Consider the following 18114-nt stretch of genomic DNA (forward strand, 5'->3'; position numbering starts at 1 on the left):
GTCGTCACGGTTTCAGTGAATCCCTTCAGCGAGCGGCCCGAGCGCCAGCGCGGGCAGGAAGGTGAGGGCAACCAGAATGACCGTCACACCTACCACCAGGCCTACGAATTGAGGTTTATGCGTGGGCAGGGTGCCACTCGACTCGGGTGTCATGCCCTGACGCGCCAGCGAACCGGCCAGCGCGAGAACCAGCATCATCGGCAGGAATCGACCGAAGACCATCGCTAGTCCCAAAGCGGTGTTCCACCAAACGGTGTTAGCCGACAGACCGCCGAAGGCGGAACCGTTGTTGTTGGCGGCTGAGGTGAATGCATACAGCACCTCGGACAGGCCGTGCGGCCCGGTGTTCGCCATACCGGCGCGCTCACCCGGCAGCGCCATCGCGATGGCCGTGCCGAGCAGCACGATGAGCGGGGTGATCAGGAAATACCCTGAGGCTAGCTTCATCTCGCGCGGATTGATCTTCTTGCCGAGGTATTCCGGTGTCCGGCCGACCATCAAGCCGGCCACGAACACCGTGATGACGGCAAGGATCAGGATGCCGTACAGACCCGAGCCGGTACCGCCGGGTGCGACCTCACCCATTTGCATGTTGAACATCGTCATCATGCCGCCCAGGCTGCTGTACGAGTCGTGCGTGGAATCGACTGCGCCGGTTGAGGTCAGCGTGGTCGCGTCGGCGAAGACCGCAGAGTCGGCGACGCCGAAGCGCTGTTCGACCCCTTCCATTGTCGCGCCCGTCGCAGTCGGGACGGTGCCGTGGTGCTGCAACTGGAACAGCATCATGAAACTGACGCTGAGGATGGACAGGACGCTGACGATCGCGGCAATCGCGTAGCCCTGCTTCTTGCTGTTCACCATGCGGCCGAAGGTGCGGGGCAGCGAGAAGCCGATGACGAGTAGCAGGAAGATCTCAATCCAGTTGGTCCACGCGGTCCCGTTCTCGAAGGGATGGGCCGAGTTGGCGTTGTAGAAGCCACCGCCGTTGGTGCCCAACAACTTGATCGCCTCTTGGCTGGCGACCGGACCACCGGGGATGGTCTGCTGGGTGCCGGCCAGCGTGGTGACGACTTGGTCGTAGAGGTGGAAGTTCTGGATGACGCCGCCGGCGACGAGGACCAGCGCGCCGATGATCGAGATCGGCAGCAGGATGCGCAATGTGCCCCGCGTCAGATCCACCCAGAAGTTGCCCAATTCATTGGTGCGGTGGCGGGCGAAGCCGCGGACCAGCGCGACCGCAACGGCCATGCCGACCGCGGCGGAGACGAAGTTCTGTACCGACAGACCCGCCATCTGAACCAGGTGGCCCATGGTCGATTCGCCGGCATAGGCCTGCCAGTTGGTGTTGGTGACGAAGCTGATCGCGGTATTCCACGCCAGCGCCGGCGTCATCGGCGTTGCCGGATTTGCAAGGTGCAGAGGCAATTTGGACTGCACGAGCTGCAAGACGAACAGGAACACGACGCTGACCGCCGAAAAGGCCAGCACGCTACGGGCATACGTCTTCCACGTCTGCTCCGAGTCTGGGTTGGCGCCGATCAAACGGTAGACGAATTTCTCAGTGCGCGAATGCTTTTCGGCGCTGTAGACCCGGTACATGTAATCGCCCAGCGGCACATGGACCACCGCCAGCGCAAGAATGAGTAGCGCGAGGAACACCACACCCGCCGCGGTGCCGCTCACTAGAACCGCTCCGGAAACATCAAGGCGGCCCCCAGCAACAGTGCAATCAGGACGGACAGAATGAGGCCCACCGTGTTGGCGGTGCTCACGATCCCAGCCTCAGCGTTAAGCCGAGTGCGGCGAACACTGCCACAGTCAGCAGGAGGTAAATCACCACAGACATTTTTGTCTCTCGTTCGATGATCGATTTATGCCTGATCGTTCTCGGGCAACGGTAACCTGACCTCGGGTGAGGAGGATATGTTCGAGGCTAAGCTCGGCTGCCACCCAAAGCCTTCGCCCTTAACGCTTTCTTTACGTATTGACCGCCACTTTTGCGGTCTTCCTGACCTTTGCCGGGCCGCTAGCCGGAGTTCGGACTGTCGATCATCGGTAGTCGCACCCGAAAGACCGTTCGGCCGTTCGCGGATTCGGCGCTGACCGAGCCGTGGTGTGCCTTGACGATCGAACTGACGATGGCCAGGCCCAGTCCGATGCCCGACCCGTCGGACCGGGAGGTGCTCGCGCGGACGAATCGCTCGAACAACCGGGGGAGCAGATCCGCGTCGATGCCGGGTCCATCATCGGCAACGGTCAGTTCGGCATGGGGCGCATCGGGATCGCTGCGGTGACAGGCGATTGCGGTGGTGACCGTGACGCCGGGCGGCGTGTGCAACCGGGCATTGCTGTGCAGGTTGCTGACCAGCTGATGCAGCCGGGCATGATCCCCACGGACCCAGACCGCTTCGTCGGGCAGCACTTTGACCCAATGGTGTGTCGGCGCCGCCGCCGCGGCGTCGTTCACCGCGTTGATGACCAGTTCGGCCAGGTCGACGTCTTCGCTCTGCAGGTCCTCACCCTCACCCAGGCGCGAGAGCAGTAGCAGTTCCTCGACGAGCAAGGCCATCCTGCGTGCTTCCGATTCGATGCGGGCCAGTGCGTACTCGGTCGTCGGCGGTAACGCCGAACTGTCCTGGCGGGTCAGCTCGGCGTAGCCCTGAATCGCCGCCAGCGGGGTCCTCAACTCGTGGCTGGCGTCGGTGAGGAATTGCCGCATGCGCATGTCGGAATCGACCCGATGTGCCAGCGCGCTATCCACGTTGTCCAGTAACCGGTTCAGCGTGTGTCCGACGATCCCGACCTCGTTGTCCGGGTCGGTGTCTTCCTCGCGGACCCGGACGCTGATCCGGTGGTCGTCGCCGGTCAGCGGCATCGCCGCGACTTCCGCGGCGGTCGCGGCGACCCGGCGCAGCGGGCGAAGTGTGTAGCCGACCACCCACACGGTGAGCGCCGCGGTGATCATCAGAGCGGCCGCGACCAGCAGGCTGGTGGTGATGTATTTGCGGGCCATGATCTGGTCGGCCAGCTTCACCGACATCCCGACGATCAGGAGGTCTGATCCGTCGGCGCGGCTGTCGACGCGGTAGGCGCCGAGGCTGCCGAGCCGTACCGTGCGGGGCGGCGCGTCAGCCCAGCCCTGCGCTTCGATGGCGCGAATGACGTCGGGCGGCGCGGGTTTTGGTTGGTCCTCGGAGAACACCGCGGAGCCGATGACGACGCCGTTGTGCACAACGGCGATCAGGTTGCCCGGCGTTTGCCCGGTGAACTCGAGCATCGCCTCTGCTATCGGCGGAGTGCGGCGGTGCGCCGAGGTGTGCTCGCCGTTTTGGTATCGCATGTACGAGTTGTGCAATGCATCAAGGGATTCGGCGACATCGGCGTCGCTGAGCGCGGTGACGTAGCCGCGCAGGCTGAGTACCGAGACCACACCTACGGACACCAATACCACTGTGACGACGGCCAATACGCCGATCAGCAATTGACGGCGTAGCGACCGGGGCAACCAGAAAGGGGTGTTGCGCTCGCCTGTCATTCCGATGGTCGCAGCATGTACCCAACACCGCGGACGGTATGGATCATCGGCTCCCGGCCGGAGTCGATCTTTTTTCTCAGATAGGAGATGTACAGGTCGACGATGCTGGTGCGCCCGGCGAAGTCGTAGTTCCAGACCCGGTCAAGGATCTCGGTCCGGCTCAGTGCGCGGCGCGGATTACGCATCAGGAAGCGCAGCAATTCGAACTCGGTCGACGACAGCGATACCGGCGCGCCTTCGCGGGAGACTTCGCGACTGGCGGTGTCGAGTCGAAGATCGCCGACCTTGAGCGCCTCGGCGGCCGGTGGAGACAGCTGACTGGAGCGGCGTAGCAACCCGCGAAGTCGCGCGACCAGTTCCTCGAGGCTGAACGGCTTGGTCATGTAGTCATCGGCACCGGCGGTGAGACCGGTGACCCGGTCCATCACCGAATCGCGGGCGGTGAGGAACAACGTTGGCGTGTAGACGTCGGATTCGCGGATCCGCTGCAGAATGCGCAGGCCATCCATGTCGGGAAGCATGATGTCCAGGACCAGCACGTCGGGGGTCGCCCGCTCGAATTTGGCCAGCGCTTCGCGTCCGTTGTGGGCGATCTCCACCGCCCAGCCCTCATAGTGCAGCGCCATCTTGACCAGGTTGGTCAGCGCCGGCTCATCGTCCACCAGCAGAACCCGGATCGGCGATCCGTCGGCACGATAGATCCTGGGCAGCTGCCCAAGAATGGCTTGGCGCGGTCGCTGGCTTCCTGCGTATCCCGACATTGCGGTCATGTTCTTGAAGTCTCGCAAAGCACACATGCACTTGTCACGGGGTTCATAGAGTTCTCAAATGTGGCACCGGCCCGGATCACGCGCGCGGCCGTTGGTTCAAGTCACCAAGCGTGCGTCTGACTCATCACCGACTCGTGCCGCACAAACAACGAGGCCGCACACCAATCGGTGTGCGGCCTCGGTTGAAGCTAGGGGTGTCAGGCCCAGCTGGACCCAACGGCGCTGTCCGTGCTGGCCATGTTGTTGCCGGCACTTTGCACCTTCTGCCCGTGCTGGTTGGCCTGCTCGTAGATCACCTGGAAGTTCCGACCCAACTGGGTGATGAACTCCTGGCAAGCCACCGAACCGGCGCCGCCCCAAAAGTCACCGGCAGCAAGCACATCGCGGACGATGGCCTGGTGCTCGGACTCCAGCGAAGCGGCCTGCGCGCGGATCAGCGCACCGTGGGCGTCAACATCTCCGAACTGGTAATTAATGCTCATTGTATAAGTCCTCCTGAGTTGAAAGTGTTGGGGAGAAGCAGTTTTGGCGGTTAGTGGCTGAGGATCTGCTGCGACGCCTGCTCTTGCGTCTCGTAGTTGTTGGCGTCACGGACCAAACCGTCGCGCACGCTGTGCAGCATGTTGACAATGTTGGTGAACGCCTGGTTCATCTGACCCATGGTGTCGTACGAGGTGGCCTGGGCCTGACCGCTCCAGCCAGCCCCGGCGATGTTCATCGAGGACGACCACATCTTGCGAGCCTCGTCCGACACCGTCTGGGCGTGCATCTCAAAGCGGCCCGCCATCGACCGCATTGCGTGCGGGTCAGTCATAAAACGTGTTGCCATGTTGTCTTTCTCCTTTTTCCGGTGATGCCTTCAGATCGTGGAAGTCTTTGCAATTGGTATCAGTGCGGCGGTAGCCGCGCAGCGGATAGATTACGGCTCAGCGGTGAACTGCCAGCCTCGAACGCGTTACATGTGGCCCCTTTTTTCGCGCCTCACACCACGACCTGTTTGGGCATGACGATCGGCTTGAAGCCGTACCGCGGCCCCGAACCGAAGGAGCCGGCGCCCTTGGCGCCTCCCACCATTCCCGGCATACCGGGCGCACCCATGGCCGTCCCGGTTTCCTCGGTGGCGACGGTCCAGCCCGAGCCCTCGAGCGGAGCGGTGGCCGCAGCCAACTCTGCTTGCACCGGCGCGGCCGAGGACCACGTGGCCGGTACCGAGAGTTTCCCGACGGTGGTCGCCTGGCCCAGACTGCCCGTCGCCCCGCCGCCGTAGCCCATACCTGCCATCGGCGTCACCGATCGCACCACGGTCCCTTCCACCACGCCGGCCGAGCCGGCTTCGGGTACCACGTCGCTGACCGCGGCTGCCGGCACCGCGGCGCCGGCCAGCGTGTGGCCCAGCGATACGCCGGTGGTGATGCCGTTCGTGACGAACCACGCCGCGGTGTTGACCGCACCGTTGATGCCATTCAAGACCGCCGGGGTGCCGAGGAAGCCGTCGATCGACTGCAGCAGGCCCGTGCTCTGGAACGGCAAGGCTGCTGCTGCGAGGGACGTAATCGGATCCGCAAAGGGCGTTACGGCGTCGGCGGCTGCGAACGATTGCGCACCCGGGTCGATGGTCGTCGCCAGCGGCGTCACCGGGGTGAGGGCGCTCGCCGCCGTCGAGGCGGCCGAGTAGGTGGCCATCATGGTCGCATCCTGGACCCACATTGCGGCGTACTGGGCATCGAGTGCCGCGATCGCGGGTGTGTTCTGGCCGAGCACGTTGGTTGCGACGAGCGCCGCCTCCGTTGACCTGTTGATCGCGATCACCGGAGGGGGCACCGTCGCTGCGAACGCCGCCTCGTAAGCCGCCGCCGACGCCGTGGCCTGGGCGCTCGCCTGCTCGAGTGTCGTTGCCGTCTCGGTCAGGTAGCTCACGATGGGCTGGGCCGCGGTTGCCGCCGCTGCCGACCCACCACCCGTCCACTGCTCGGTGGTCAGCAACGAGATGATCGACTCCCACTGGGATGCGGTGGCGCTCACCTCGGCGGCCAGGTTGGCGTACGCCGCCGCGGCTGCCATCAGGGGCCCGGCGCCCGCGCCGGAGTACATGAGCGATGAGGTGATCTCCGGGGGCAACGCTGCAAAATCAATAGCCATTTCTGTATCCCACTCCTTCTATCTGTCCGAATTTGGCTTCTGGTTGCGTGACCGTGCCGGCGCCTAAACGGCCGTCAGTTTCGGCATGACGATCGGCTTGACGCCGTAGCGCGGTGCGCCGAAGCCGCTGGAGGCGCGTCCCGCGCCCGTGACCATGCCGGGCATGCCGGCCATGGGCGTGCCAGCACCGGCTTGCGGTGCAGCGCCGGTCCAGCCCACGGTGTGCAGCGGCGTGACGCTGGTGCCGGCCATCGGAGTGACCTGGCCGCCGGCCCACGTCGGCGGCACCGCCAACTGGCCGACTAGGGTGCCCTGGCCCAGGCCCGCGACCACCGGCATTCCGCCCATGCCCGCCATGCCGCCGATCGGCATCGGCGTCACCTGGCTGGCGAGGTCCGCGGCGCCTGCGGCGGCGGCGGCGTCGCCGATGGTGTCGCTACCGGCGGGAAGCAGGCCACCGCCGGCCATGCCGACCAGGTTCGACGCGGCCGAGGCCCAGTTCCCAGCACCGATGTTCAAGATGTTGGCCCCGTTACTCGAAAGGCCGAAGACGCCGCCGAGCATGGTCGGGTTGGTGAAGTTACCCGTGCCACCGAGGAGGTACTGGAGAATGTCGAGGAGGCTGCTGCCGGGACCAGGCGCAGCGGCAGCGGCAGCAGCATCTGCCGGACTCACCGCATCGGCCAGAACGGCCGAGGCCGCGTTGGCCGACTCGGCGTCGCCGTAACTGTTGGAGCTGAGGCCCAGGTTGGCCACATAGCTTTCCAGCTGTGACTGCGCTTCGCCGGCGAGTCCCTGGTACGTGGTGCCGTACGTCGAGAAGGTGGCCGCCTGCTGAATCGATACCGGGTCGGCGGCCGCAGGAGCGACAATGGTGGTCGCCGCCGCGGCGCCCGCGTTTTGCGCCGCCAGGTTGGTATTGACCCCACCTAGCAGTGTTTGCGCGGCAAGCAACTCTTCAGTTGCTGTTGTCAGGAATGACATCCCTCGCTCCTCTAGTGTTCGAACCGTGTCAACCCAAACGCTGGGTCAACCCTGAGTGGTGGCGTACGAGCCCCTGTGTATTCGCGTAAGGCTAATTTCCCCACTGACCAAGTTCCCGATCGAAAGGCCGAGGGTGACGGGCGTTTACGGCGTTTTAACGCTGACGCCGACAGTTTTAACAAGGTCCTGTCGACCGACATAGGCGTGTCATCTGACAGCGAGGGGTCATACAGGTATAAGTTGCGCGGCGCGCGGATCTTACGCGAAGCGCAGCCGGCGCGCACGTCCAGAATCGGGCCGAATTCGGGTGGGACGCGGTGTAGGCGACCTGGGTCCCGCGCGCTAGATTCGCCGCCGGGCCCCCATAGCCCAATTGGCAGAGGCAGCGGACTTAAAATCCGCCCAGTCTGGGTTCGAGTCCCAGTGGGGGCACGGTATGTGGGTTGCTAGATGGCGGTCATGCGGCCGACGTTCGTCAGGCTCGGTCCCGGACGGCGATTTCCGACATTCCACCCTGGTAGTAGTCGATGATGTCGGCCTCGGTGATCGAGACTTCGCTCTTGCGGCCGAGGAAGAACACGCTACTGGCGCCGTCGATCGTGTGCCTCGGGTCGAGGATGCGGTCGATCCAGCTGAGCCAGAAGAAACAGAGCACTGCGACTCTGCCGAGCCGGCGGGAACGGGTGAGGGCCCGGACGAAATAGTCGATCGACCAACGCAGCGCGGTGCCCGCGCCGGCCACACAGCCCGAGTCGATGCGTTCGAACCTGCGGAACAAGTAGCGCTGCCCGCTATCGGTGAAACGGGTCAAGTCGTATGGCCCCTCGCTGACCTGCTGGATGAAGGGCGAGTCGGCGTAAACGATTCCCCGGCTACGCAGCACCCGGTGGATCTCCTTTGCCACCACCGTCGGCTCGAGCACGTACTGAAGCACCGCCTGGACGATCACGCCATCGAGGGAGCCGTCGGCCAGCGGGATTGCGTGGCCGTCGCCGACGAATTGCACCATCGGACCGGCGTAGATGTCGAAGGAGATGAGATCGACATCCGGGTCTGCGTAGAGCTGCGCCAAGCCGTCGCCCTGGGAGCCGCCCCCAATCACCAGAATCCGGGGCCGTCGCCCGGTTGCGGCAGCGTCGGCCCCGAGTAGCTCCAGCATCCGGGCCACGCTGTCGGCGGCGGTGGTGTTCGCGGGGTGTACCAGCGCACCCAGCGCGCGGTTGAGCCCCGACCGGGTGACCTCCGAGGCCCCCTCGGAAGCGCTCAATCGGTCGGCATCCAGGACGCTGTGCTCGAAATCGACAAGCGCCGGTATCCCGGAGACGACCGGGAACGGCTCTTCGGCGTACCGACAGGACGTGTTGCTGCATCGCCATGAACAGGCTTCGAATCGCACCGGGTTGGAGCAGCGCGGACAGATGAAAAGATTTTCGCGGACCATCGTGTCCAGGGCGAGCACCGATACACCTTAGCTCTTAGCTCGCGGCTGTTCGGTGGAAGCGGATTGCGTCGCCGTGATTGCGCGGTTGACCTACATTTTGCTGCGGTTTTCCGGGCAGTAGTTCGCAATAGCCGCACCGATAATGCTGCCGGCACCCGGGTTGCTCACCCCGAGCGCTTTTTTCACGTCGCCGACGGTTTGGCCCATCGAGTCCCCGCCGTCAAAATCCTGACAAACGGCGTGCCCGACGTTGATCATCGTTTGCTCCTGGCCGTTTGCCCAGCTGAGCCCCCGCTGTTGCAGCGTTTGCAGGTAAGCATCATCCGCTGGGTCGGCGCTCGCCGTCGGAGCGACAGCGATGGCAAAAAAACCGGCCACAGCGGCAGCGATCGGGCCGGCCAACCGTGCCATGTTCTTCATTCGTCGACTCCTCGGTCTGGATTACCCTCGTGCAGGACTCGAATCTTAACGTCGTCTCGACATTATGTCTTGCCCACAGCAATTCCAGCCGACCTCGAGCCGATAACCGCCGCGTGCCCAGGCTTTCGAACTTTATCCGGCTTTTGGTGCGAGATACGTTCCGGTACAACCCATTACACGCTGCTATTGGTTCGCGGCGATGGCCATCGCCAGGAAGTCCAGACGCCACAGCTCCTGAAACAGTTTGCGAGCAAAGTCCTGCGCCTCGCCCGTGGTGGCGCCGCCGCGTTGCGAAACGCTGGCAGCGATCTCACCGATGCTGCGGCGGCCGTCGACGAGTTGCGCGAAGGGTAGATCAGCCGGGCTGAGCCGCAGCCGGGCGCCGGGTCCGATGAGGTCGGCTCCGGACAGCATGCACGCGGTGCGCGACACCGGAACGTAGTCGAGAGCCTGGGGCGACGAGAAATCGATCGTGTATTGCGCTGGCGGACGCTCCGGGTGACAAGCCATGAAGAAATGTGTGGCGTTCAGAGTTTGCAGCCGTTCCATCACCGACCACAGTTTGATGTCCGGCAATTTTGCTAGATGATGCCCGAATTCGCTTGATGGCGCGAGGATTTGGTGCGGATAGTACGGCGACTTGTGGAACCACCCCTGAAATGCGAGCCTGGCCGAGGCGACGAGATCAAGGCAGTCTTCGACGGTATAGCTTCGCTGGCGACCGTGTAAGAACGTGTCGACGAGTGCGCCGTCGGTCTGCAAATCGCGAGCCACCGCCAGGTAGGTCCGGACGGGATGATCCGCGGGCAGCACCGCGACGATGTCTTTGACTGCCTGCACCGATGCGTCGTCCTGAGATAGCCCCAAGTCACGAAAGACCGATTCGAGCAGCTCCACCCCGGTCCGGCCGTACTTGGCGTAGAGCATGACCCCGATCGCACCGTCGCGCCGCACGCAGCTCGCCAGCGCCTTCATGCCGGTCAGCGGATCGGCCATGTGGTGCAGGACGCCGGTGGACACGATCAGGTCGAAGTCTTGTCCCAGCGCCGACACCTCTTCGATCGGAAGTAGATGCAATTCCAGGTTGTGCAGGCTGTGCCTGTCTTTCAGATATTGCTGATGGTCCAGTGCCGCCTGGCTGACATCGATCGCCACGACCTTGGCGGCGCGGTTGGTGAAGGCGAATACCGCCGCCTGGTTGGCGCCGCACCCCGCGATCAGGATGTCCAGGTCGGGGCGGTAGTCCCGGTCTGGCCATAACACCCGGTGCGCCCGGAACGGGTCGAACCACTCCCAGTTGTTCTTCGAGTAGGTCTCGAGGTCCTGAATTGGCGGCGGGTACTGCCATCGGTCGTATTGCCGAGAGACTTTGTCGTTGCGCGGATCGTCGTTCACTACAGACGCAATGTAATGGCTTTGCCCGGTTGCCGCAGGATGCCGACTCGCCGCGACGCGACGGTAGTTGCCGCGCAACGTAGCGGCACTCATACACTGACCCACTGTGGGCATGCTGTTTGGATTCGCGCCGTGGCTCATCTACTGGGTGCTGGTTGGCAACGTCCCTTTCAAGACTGCGGTGCTGGTCGCGCTCGCGATCGCCGTCGCCGCGTTTGTGATCGGGCGCCTGCTGGGTAAGTCGGGCGGCACACTGGAGTTCGGGGCGGTCGCCACGTTCGCGGTGCTGACGATTCTGACGTTCACGTTCAGTGAAACGTTCATGCACCGGTGGATACAGCCGCTCAGCAGCGGCGGGATCTTTCTCGTGGCCCTCGTCGGCCAGCTAATCGGCAAGTCGTTCGTGCGTGAGTTCGCCGCGGCGGAGCAGCCCCCTGACGTGGTCAAGACCGAGCTGTTCGACCGGATCACCGATGTGTTGTCCTGGATCTGGATCGCCGCGTTCGCCGGCATGACGGTGTCCTCCGCGATTCCGCCGATCCTGGAAGAATTCGGGGGCCAAGAGGCCACGATCCTGGACACCAAGACTCCGTTGCTGTTCATCTGTTATTGGGTCATCCCGTACTCGTTGCTGGGTCTGGCGGCGCTGGCGTCACGGTGGGTGCCGGAGCGGATGCTGCTCGGGATCGAGGACCTCGCCAGAGAAACCTCGTTCGTCGCGTATGACGAAGCGACCATCGACGAGCTGTATTACCTCGCCCAGGAACATGCGAATCGCGAGGTGGGTGCGGGCAAGGAGGCCTACAACGTGAAGGTCGGTGGGATCGGAACTCCACTGACCGGGGACGAGTCGCGAAAGTCGTGGCCTTCGACCTACAAGGTGCGCGACAAGTAGCACTAGGGCGCGAGGTCTGCCCGCGCGGCATTCAGCAGCGAGGCTGCTTCGACTGTGCGTCAACGGCTTTGAGTGTGCGTTCACGGCGGAGCTGATCGGCGTGTTGCCGCCCTGGGTGCACGCCCAACGCCCAGGACGCACACTCGACGAATGCGGGGCTGAGGTTCTTGCCGGCGCGCACCCGACACCGGCCAGCGGTGAAGTTCGGATACGTTGGTGTCCGGCGGGCGCACCCCCCACAAGCACCCGGACAAGCCGCACGCGCTCCGCACTTTATTGCGGCCAAGCAAGGAGCATTTCGATGAACGCGGTCAGCCCAGATGCCATTCGCGCGGAGACGATCACCATCACCGGCCACGGCGGCGATGAGATCGAGGCCTACCGCGCGACGCCGCTCGCCGAAGGATCGCGCGGCGCAGTCGTCTGGATCCATCACATGCCCGGCTATGACCGGGAAACCAAAGAATTCGTTCGCCGGCTTGCCGTTAGCGGCTATCACGCCGTGGCGCCGAATCTGTACTCCCGCGAGGCACCGGGCGCCGCTCCCGACGATGCGGCCGCGGCCGTGCGTGCGGCGGGCGGGGTGCCCGACGAGCGGCTGGTCGGTGATGTCGCGGGTGTGGTCGAGCACCTGCGGTCCTTGCCCGGCGCCAACGGCAAATTCGGCGTCATCGGTCACTGCTCCGGCGGGCGGCACGCCTACCTGGCCGCCTGCTCGCTGCCGTTCGACGCCGCGGTGGACTGCTATGGCGGGCGCGTCGTCGAGGATGCCCGGGAGGGAATGCCCAAGGCCATGAAACCGATCCTGCACCTGGCGCCCAACCTGGGCTGCCCGCTGCTGGGCCTGTTCGGGGCCGACGACGTGTTCCCGACGCCCGCTGCGGTGGCTACGCTGGACGCCGAGCTGACCAAGCTGGACAAGCCGCACGAATTCCATTCCTACGACGGCGCCGGCCACGCGTTCTTCTCCGTCGATCGACCTTCGTACCGGCCCGAGGCCGCGGTGGACGGCTGGCGGCACATCGACGAATTCTTCGCCACCCACCTGAAAGGCTAGGTGCAGCAAGCCATGTGCACACATCTCACCGAGCACGTCGAGATCGACGGCAGCGGCAAGGGCCCGGCGGGCTGGTTCGGCGCCCACCGTGCGACCGTCTACGTCGACCATGCCGTGCATGCGCCCTACACCCACACGGTCAACATCGACGTGATCAACCCGGAGCTCGGTCCGTCGGCGCGGGTCGCTCTCGAACTGACCGAGGAGAGCGCGCTGGCGCTGGCCGACGCGATCCGCGCCGCGATTTCGCATGCGCCGGTCGGCCTGGCGTCCAAGGACCAGTAGGTGACTCATGACGAACGACCATGACTACCCCCAGATGGCCGCCGCGCGGGGAAGGATCGAGCCCGCACCGCGTCGGGTTCGGGGTTTTCTGGGTGACGAGCTGGTCTTCGACACGACAGCGGCTCGCTATGTGTGGGAAGTCCCTTATTACCCCGCGTATTACGTGCCGCTGGCCGACGTGCGCGCGGAGTTGCTGCGCGACGAGAACCACGCGCAGACAGTGCAGTTCGGGCCCTCGCGGCTGCACGCCCTGGTCGGGGCCGGCCAGACTTCCCCGTCGGCCGCGCGGGTGTTCGACGCCGACAGCGACAGCCCCGTGGCGGGCACCGTGCGTTTCGAATGGGATGCGCTGCGGTGGTTCGAGGAGGACGAGCCCATCTACGTCCACCCGCGCAACCCCTACTCGCGGGTCGACGCGCTGCGCTCGCACCGGCACATCCGGGTAGAGCTGGATGGCGTCGTGCTGGCCGATACCCAGTCGCCGGTACTGCTCTTCGAGACCGGTTTGCCCACAAGGTATTACCTGGACCCCACCGATGTTGCTTTCGGGCATCTGGAGCCCAGCTCGACACAGACGCACTGCCCGTACAAAGGGGTGACTTCGGGCTACTGGTCGGTGCGCATCGGCGACACCGTGCATGCCGACCTGGCGTGGACGTATCACTACCCGCTACCGGCGGTCAGCCAGATCGCGGGCCTGGTGGCGTTCTACAACGAAAAGCTCGACATCGTCGTCGACGGTGTCACCCTGGCTCGGGCGCAGACTCAGTTCAGCTAATTGACTGTCGACATACCGAGCCGGCAAATGTGACATTTACCTCTTTTTGCTGATTAATCTAATGAATTCTTATTCGGGTACCCACTCACCGCGCCTCGCTGAATTAGCCATAACTCGCTAATTACCAGTTGAAGCGGCTCACCCTTGTTTGCCATCGGGTGGCCGTGTATATACTTGGTCACTGGCACCTGAGCGGATCCTGAGTCCGCACGGTGATTTCGCCGACAGTGCCGATTTTGATGCTTTTCGGCCGAAATTCGGCCGGTAAAATTTGTGCAGATCAGCGCATTTTGGTGCTGAAATGCGGTTATCACCAGCCGCCAGTATCGCCTCGGGAATTGGGGCGGCTGACGTGCACGTGGATGGCCGACAACAACTGCGAAGGCGGTGCGCACGTGAGCGAACTGAACGGCCGGGAGGCCGCCCGCGAGAACGTCGAGATTGACGCCACACCGGTAGCCGTCGGGATCGCGGTCCACAACGGCCCGATCAGCGGCATCGCCGTGAGTAGCGACGGCAGCCGACTGCTGGTGAGCAACTACGGGGACAACAGCGTCTCGGCCATCGACACCGACACCTTCCGGGTCCTCGAGACGGTCGACGGCGTCGACGAGCCGTTCGCCATCGCGATCGGCGGCTCGGGAACCGACCAGGCATACGTCAGTACCGTGTCGGCGGCCTACGACTCGATCCAGGTCATCGACACCTCCGCGAACGCGGTGGTTGCGACGTATCCGCTGGCACTGAGCGTGAGCGACCTGGCGGTCGATTCCGCGGGGCGGCACGTGTACGCCAGCCGCAACGCCGACGGCGTTGCCGACCTCGCCGTCCTGGACACCGCGACCGGCCGGATCCAAACGATCGATGTCGCGGCCGCTACTCACGCGCCCGGGACCACCACGGAGTGCGTGCGCGTCAGCCCCGACGGAACCCGGGCGTATGTGGGCATCAACGGGCCCTCCGGTGGGCGCCTTGTCGTGATCGGCACGAAAGCGCAGTCCGGTGCGGCCGCCGGCCGCGTGCGCTGGCGGCACAAGCGCCCCACCGGCCAGCAGACCGCGTTGCGGGTGATCGACACCGTGGAGATCGGTTTGCCCGTCCGTGACGTGGCGCTGAGCCCCGGCGGTGCGATCGCCTACGTGGCCAGTTACGCGCGCGAGGTGGGAGTCGTGGTCGACGTCGTCGACACCCGGACCAACAAGATCACCAACACGCGCAAGGTCGGCGACACCGGCGGCATTCTCACCGGGATGACGCTGTCCGCCGACGGCGATCGCGCCTACCTGGTCAGCGACGAGAATGTCACCGTGCTGTGCACGCTGACCTACGACGTCGTGGCCACTCTCGGCGCGGGTACACACCCGTCGTGCGTGGTGGAAAGCCCGAATGGAAAGCGCCTGTACATCGCCGACTACTCCGGTGCCGTCACCGTCACACCGCTCGCCTCGACCAATCCATTGGCCATCGAGGCCGCCGCGGCCGACAGCGAGCTGTCGACGGCCGGCTGGCTGATACCCGACCTCGTGCCGCACGAGCCGGTGCTCGCCTGAGTTTCGTCAGGTCGTGGATACAACACGCTTTCTCGGGGGAACCCGTTTCCCATGATGTAGCGCGGCGATACCATTCGCCCGACCGACCATGAGCCGGTGCTGCGCCGAGACCCTAAGGCGGTAGATCGATGGACGGCACAATGCAGGACTTTCCGCTGACGATCACCGCAATCATGCGGCACGCCTGCGGTGTCCACGGGGCCCGAACGATCACTACCGCAACCGGCGACGGCTACCGCCACACCACCTACCGCGAATTGGGTCAGCAGGTCGCCCAACTGGCGAACGCGTTGCGGCGCCTGGGTGTGACCGGGGACCAGCGCGTCGCGACGTTCATGTGGAACAACGCCGAACACCTGGCGACTTACCTCGCGGCGCCCTCCATGGGTGCGGTGCTGCACACCCTCAACATCCGGCTCTTCCCCGAGCAAGTCGCCTACGTCGCCAACGAAGCCGAAGATCAGGTCGTGCTGGTCGACATGTCACTGGCCAAAGTGCTCGCCCCGATACTGCCCAACCTCGAAACGGTGCACACCGTGATCGCGGTCGGGGACGGCGACACCGCCGCACTGCAGGAGTCGGGCAAGACGGTGCTGCGGTACGCGGAGCTGATCGAGGGCGAGGCGACCGAATTCGACTGGCCACAGATCGATGAGAATTCCGCGGCCGCGATGTGCTACACAAGTGGCACCACGGGAGATCCCAAAGGCGTTGTCTACAGCCATCGTTCGAGCTTCCTGCACGCGATGGCCACCTGCAGCACCAACGGGATGGGGGTTGGGGCCTGTGACCGGGTGCTGCCCGTTGTGCCGATGTTTCATGCCAACGCGTGGGGGCTGCCGTACGCGGCGTTGATGGCGGGCGCCGACTTGGTGCTGCCCGATTGCCACCTCGACGCCCCATCGGTGATCGACATGATCGAGAAGCTGCGGCCCACCCTGGCCGGCGCGGTGCCGACCATCTGGAACGACGTGATGCGTCATCTCGAAAAAGATCCCGACCACGACATATCGTCGCTGCGCCTGGTGGCCTGCGGCGGCTCGGCCGTTCCGGTGTCGATGATGCGCACCTTCGAAGACAAGTACAACGTCCAGATCCGCCAGCTGTGGGGCATGACCGAGACATCGCCACTGGCCACCCTGGCCTGGCCGACGGTCGGAACCCCGCCGGAGCGGCACTGGGCCATCCGGGGGACCCAGGGCCAACCGATCTGCGGCGTGGAGATGCGCATCGTCGACGACGCCGACTTGGTGCTGCCCAACGACGGCCAGGCCGTGGGTGAGGTGGAAGTCCGTGGCCCGTGGATCACCGGCTCCTACTACCGCGGGCGCGACGAGTCCAAATTCGATTCCGGCTGGTTGCGCACCGGCGATGTCGGCCGCATCGACGAGGAGGGCTTCCTCACCCTCACCGACCGCTCCAAGGATGTCATCAAGTCCGGCGGGGAGTGGATCTCCTCGGTCGAGTTGGAGAACTGCCTGATCGGTCACCCGGATGTGCTCGAGGCCGCGGTCGTCGGAGTTCCCGACGAACGCTGGCAGGAACGACCGCTGGCCGTCGTCGTCCTGAACGAATCCGCGTCAGTCAGCGCCAGCGAATTGCGAAAGTTCCTCGCGGACAAGGTCGTTCGTTGGTGGTTGCCCGAGCGGTGGGCTTTTGCCGACGAGATCCCGCGCACCAGCGTGGGCAAGTACGACAAGAAAGCCATCCGATCCCGCCACGCGGACAACGCATACCAGGTCACCGAGGCGCGCGACTGAACTGGCTCATGGTGTAGAACGAGTTCATGAGCCTGCCGGTCATACGAGTTATTCAGTGGGCAACCGGATCGGTCGGCGTAGCGGCGATCAAGGGCGTGCTGGATCATCCTGACCTCGAACTCACCGGCTGCTGGGTGCATTCGGAGGCCAAGAGCGGCAAAGACGTCGGTGAGATCATCGGCACGTCGCCGCTCGGGGTGATCGCGACGAACAGCATCGACGAAGTGATCGCCCAGGACGCGGACGCGGTGATTTACGCGCCGCTGATGCCCAACGTCGCCGAAGTCACCGCCCTGCTGCGTTCGGGCAAGAACGTCGTCACACCGCTGGGCTGGTTCTACCCGGGCGAGAAGGAAGCCGCTCCGCTGGAGGTCGCCGCGCAGGCCGGCAACGCCACCTTGCATGGCGCCGGCATCGGGCCGGGTGCGGCCACCGAGCTGTTCCCGTTGCTGTTGTCGGTGATGTCGACCGGCGTGACTTACCTTCGTGCCGAAGAGTTTTCAGACCTTCGCACCTATGGCGCGCCGGATGTGCTGCGCCATGTGATGGGCTTCGGCGGAACGCCGGACAGCGCGTTGACCGGGCCGATGCAAAAACTCCTCGACGGCGGTTTCATCCAGTCCGTCCGGCTGTGTGTCGACCGGCTGGGTTTCGCCGCCGATCCGAAGATCCGCACCTCCCAGGAGGTCGCCGTCGCGACCGCCCCGATCGACTCGCCCATCGGGGCGATCGAGCCCGGCCAGGTCGCCGGGCGCCGCTTTCATTGGGACGCGGTTGTCGGCGACGCGGTCGTCGTCCGGATTACCGTGAATTGGTTGATGGGTTCCGAAAACCTCGATCCGCCTTGGTCATTCGGCCCCGCCGGGGAGCGCTACGAGATTGAAGTGCGCGGAAACCCAGACACCTTCGTGACGGTCAAGGGATGGCAGCCCGAGACCGTGGCGGCCGGGCTGGTAAGCAACCCGGGGATCGTGGCGACGGCCGCGCACTGCGTGAACGCGGTGCCCGCCACCTGTGCCGCCCCGGCCGGTATTCAAAGCTTCTTCGATCTGCCGCTCATCACCGGCCGGGCCGCCGGCCACTTGCGCGCCGACAGCTGAAAGGG

At 64.8% G+C, this 18114-nt stretch carries 18 protein-coding genes and 1 tRNA gene; 8 read left to right on the top strand and 11 right to left on the bottom strand.

The window, feature by feature from the left end; genetic code table 11:
* Positions 1–12: 12 nt before the first annotated feature.
* From kdpA to ACTXG5_RS11895, 8 genes are all read right to left on the bottom strand, one after another.
* Positions 13–1683, bottom strand: coding sequence for a potassium-transporting ATPase subunit KdpA (gene kdpA / locus ACTXG5_RS11860; protein WP_445163829.1), 1671 nt, complete (start codon positions 1681–1683; stop codon positions 13–15).
* A complete protein-coding gene (locus ACTXG5_RS11865) occupies positions 1683–1772 on the bottom strand; it encodes a K+-transporting ATPase subunit F (RefSeq protein WP_108924426.1) in 90 nt (29 codons plus the stop codon). Before ACTXG5_RS11865 ends, kdpA begins: the two co-directional genes overlap by 1 nt.
* Positions 1773–2026: 254 nt before the next feature.
* Positions 2027–3535, bottom strand: coding sequence for a sensor histidine kinase (locus ACTXG5_RS11870; RefSeq protein WP_445163830.1), 1509 nt, complete (start codon positions 3533–3535; stop codon positions 2027–2029).
* Positions 3532–4305 carry a response regulator transcription factor gene (locus ACTXG5_RS11875; RefSeq protein ID WP_445163831.1) on the bottom strand — a complete coding sequence of 258 codons (774 nt, stop codon included), beginning with the start codon at positions 4303–4305 and terminating at the stop codon, positions 3532–3534. Before ACTXG5_RS11875 ends, ACTXG5_RS11870 begins: the two co-directional genes overlap by 4 nt.
* 197 nt (positions 4306–4502) lie before the next feature.
* Positions 4503–4787 (bottom strand): WXG100 family type VII secretion target, encoded by a 285-nt coding sequence (locus tag ACTXG5_RS11880; protein ID WP_445160362.1) that lies wholly within the window; start codon positions 4785–4787, stop codon positions 4503–4505.
* 50 nt (positions 4788–4837) lie between these two features.
* Positions 4838–5134, bottom strand: coding sequence for a WXG100 family type VII secretion target (locus ACTXG5_RS11885; RefSeq protein WP_445163832.1), 297 nt, complete (start codon positions 5132–5134; stop codon positions 4838–4840).
* A gap of 152 nt (positions 5135–5286) precedes the next feature.
* On the bottom strand, positions 5287–6444 hold the full coding sequence (locus ACTXG5_RS11890) for a PPE family protein (protein ID WP_445163833.1): 1158 nt from the start codon (positions 6442–6444) through the stop codon (positions 5287–5289).
* A gap of 63 nt (positions 6445–6507) precedes the next feature.
* Positions 6508–7428 carry a PPE family protein, SVP subgroup gene (locus ACTXG5_RS11895; RefSeq protein WP_445163834.1) on the bottom strand — a complete coding sequence of 307 codons (921 nt, stop codon included), beginning with the start codon at positions 7426–7428 and terminating at the stop codon, positions 6508–6510.
* Between the two features lie 358 nt (positions 7429–7786).
* On the opposite strand from ACTXG5_RS11895, the gene ACTXG5_RS11900 reads away from it, so the two are divergent.
* A tRNA-Leu gene (locus ACTXG5_RS11900) sits at positions 7787–7860 on the top strand.
* A 43-nt stretch (positions 7861–7903) separates the two neighbouring features.
* On the opposite strand, the gene ACTXG5_RS11905 is transcribed toward ACTXG5_RS11900, so the two are convergent.
* The 3 genes from ACTXG5_RS11905 to ACTXG5_RS11915 all read right to left on the bottom strand — a co-directional run bounded on the left by ACTXG5_RS11905 (position 7904) and on the right by ACTXG5_RS11915 (position 10684).
* Positions 7904–8887 (bottom strand): class I SAM-dependent methyltransferase, encoded by a 984-nt coding sequence (locus ACTXG5_RS11905; RefSeq protein WP_445163835.1) that lies wholly within the window; start codon positions 8885–8887, stop codon positions 7904–7906.
* A 72-nt stretch (positions 8888–8959) separates the two neighbouring features.
* Entirely contained in the window at positions 8960–9289 is a 330-nt protein-coding gene (locus tag ACTXG5_RS11910; RefSeq protein ID WP_445163836.1) for a DUF732 domain-containing protein, read from the bottom strand.
* A 183-nt stretch (positions 9290–9472) separates the two neighbouring features.
* Complete coding sequence (locus ACTXG5_RS11915; RefSeq protein ID WP_445163837.1) at positions 9473–10684, bottom strand: class I SAM-dependent methyltransferase; 1212 nt, start codon at positions 10682–10684, stop codon at positions 9473–9475.
* 106 nt (positions 10685–10790) lie between these two features.
* Here ACTXG5_RS11915 and ACTXG5_RS11920 point away from each other — a divergent pair, with 106 nt between their 5' ends.
* From ACTXG5_RS11920 to ACTXG5_RS11950, 7 genes are all read left to right on the top strand, one after another.
* On the top strand, positions 10791–11579 hold the full coding sequence (locus ACTXG5_RS11920; protein ID WP_445163838.1) for a hypothetical protein: 789 nt from the start codon (positions 10791–10793) through the stop codon (positions 11577–11579).
* A 301-nt stretch (positions 11580–11880) separates the two neighbouring features.
* Positions 11881–12636, top strand: coding sequence for a dienelactone hydrolase family protein (locus tag ACTXG5_RS11925; RefSeq protein WP_445163839.1), 756 nt, complete (start codon positions 11881–11883; stop codon positions 12634–12636).
* A gap of 12 nt (positions 12637–12648) precedes the next feature.
* Positions 12649–12921, top strand: a complete 273-nt coding sequence (locus tag ACTXG5_RS11930) for a DUF6295 family protein (RefSeq protein ID WP_445163840.1) — start codon at positions 12649–12651, stop codon at positions 12919–12921.
* A gap of 7 nt (positions 12922–12928) precedes the next feature.
* On the top strand, positions 12929–13699 hold the full coding sequence (locus tag ACTXG5_RS11935; RefSeq protein WP_445163841.1) for a DUF427 domain-containing protein: 771 nt from the start codon (positions 12929–12931) through the stop codon (positions 13697–13699).
* 395 nt (positions 13700–14094) lie between these two features.
* Positions 14095–15249 carry a YncE family protein gene (locus tag ACTXG5_RS11940; RefSeq protein WP_445163842.1) on the top strand — a complete coding sequence of 385 codons (1155 nt, stop codon included), beginning with the start codon at positions 14095–14097 and terminating at the stop codon, positions 15247–15249.
* Positions 15250–15377: 128 nt separating this feature from the next.
* Positions 15378–17009 (top strand): long-chain fatty acid--CoA ligase, encoded by a 1632-nt coding sequence (locus ACTXG5_RS11945; protein WP_445163843.1) that lies wholly within the window; start codon positions 15378–15380, stop codon positions 17007–17009.
* Between the two features lie 26 nt (positions 17010–17035).
* Positions 17036–18109 (top strand): NAD(P)H-dependent amine dehydrogenase family protein, encoded by a 1074-nt coding sequence (locus ACTXG5_RS11950; RefSeq protein WP_445163844.1) that lies wholly within the window; start codon positions 17036–17038, stop codon positions 18107–18109.
* Positions 18110–18114: the final 5 nt, after the last annotated feature.

The sequence above is a fragment of the Mycobacterium sp. Dal123C01 genome (genome assembly GCF_052566995.1).

What these genes read in the sequence shown, in the direction of transcription:
- ACTXG5_RS11930 (WP_445163840.1), top strand. Translation starts at nt 12,649, where the DNA reads ATGTGCACACATCTCACCGAGCACGTCGAGATCGACGGCAGCGGCAAG.
- ACTXG5_RS11935 (WP_445163841.1), top strand. Translation starts at nt 12,929, where the DNA reads ATGACGAACGACCATGACTACCCCCAGATGGCCGCCGCGCGGGGAAGG.
- ACTXG5_RS11870 (WP_445163830.1), bottom strand. Translation starts at nt 3,535, where the DNA reads ATGACAGGCGAGCGCAACACCCCTTTCTGGTTGCCCCGGTCGCTACGC.
- ACTXG5_RS11885 (WP_445163832.1), bottom strand. Translation starts at nt 5,134, where the DNA reads ATGGCAACACGTTTTATGACTGACCCGCACGCAATGCGGTCGATGGCG.
- ACTXG5_RS11925 (WP_445163839.1), top strand. Translation starts at nt 11,881, where the DNA reads ATGAACGCGGTCAGCCCAGATGCCATTCGCGCGGAGACGATCACCATC.
- ACTXG5_RS11880 (WP_445160362.1), bottom strand. Translation starts at nt 4,787, where the DNA reads ATGAGCATTAATTACCAGTTCGGAGATGTTGACGCCCACGGTGCGCTG.
- ACTXG5_RS11910 (WP_445163836.1), bottom strand. Translation starts at nt 9,289, where the DNA reads ATGAAGAACATGGCACGGTTGGCCGGCCCGATCGCTGCCGCTGTGGCC.
- ACTXG5_RS11950 (WP_445163844.1), top strand. Translation starts at nt 17,036, where the DNA reads ATGAGCCTGCCGGTCATACGAGTTATTCAGTGGGCAACCGGATCGGTC.
- ACTXG5_RS11890 (WP_445163833.1), bottom strand. Translation starts at nt 6,444, where the DNA reads ATGGCTATTGATTTTGCAGCGTTGCCCCCGGAGATCACCTCATCGCTC.
- ACTXG5_RS11895 (WP_445163834.1), bottom strand. Translation starts at nt 7,428, where the DNA reads ATGTCATTCCTGACAACAGCAACTGAAGAGTTGCTTGCCGCGCAAACA.
- ACTXG5_RS11945 (WP_445163843.1), top strand. Translation starts at nt 15,378, where the DNA reads ATGGACGGCACAATGCAGGACTTTCCGCTGACGATCACCGCAATCATG.
- ACTXG5_RS11875 (WP_445163831.1), bottom strand. Translation starts at nt 4,305, where the DNA reads ATGACCGCAATGTCGGGATACGCAGGAAGCCAGCGACCGCGCCAAGCC.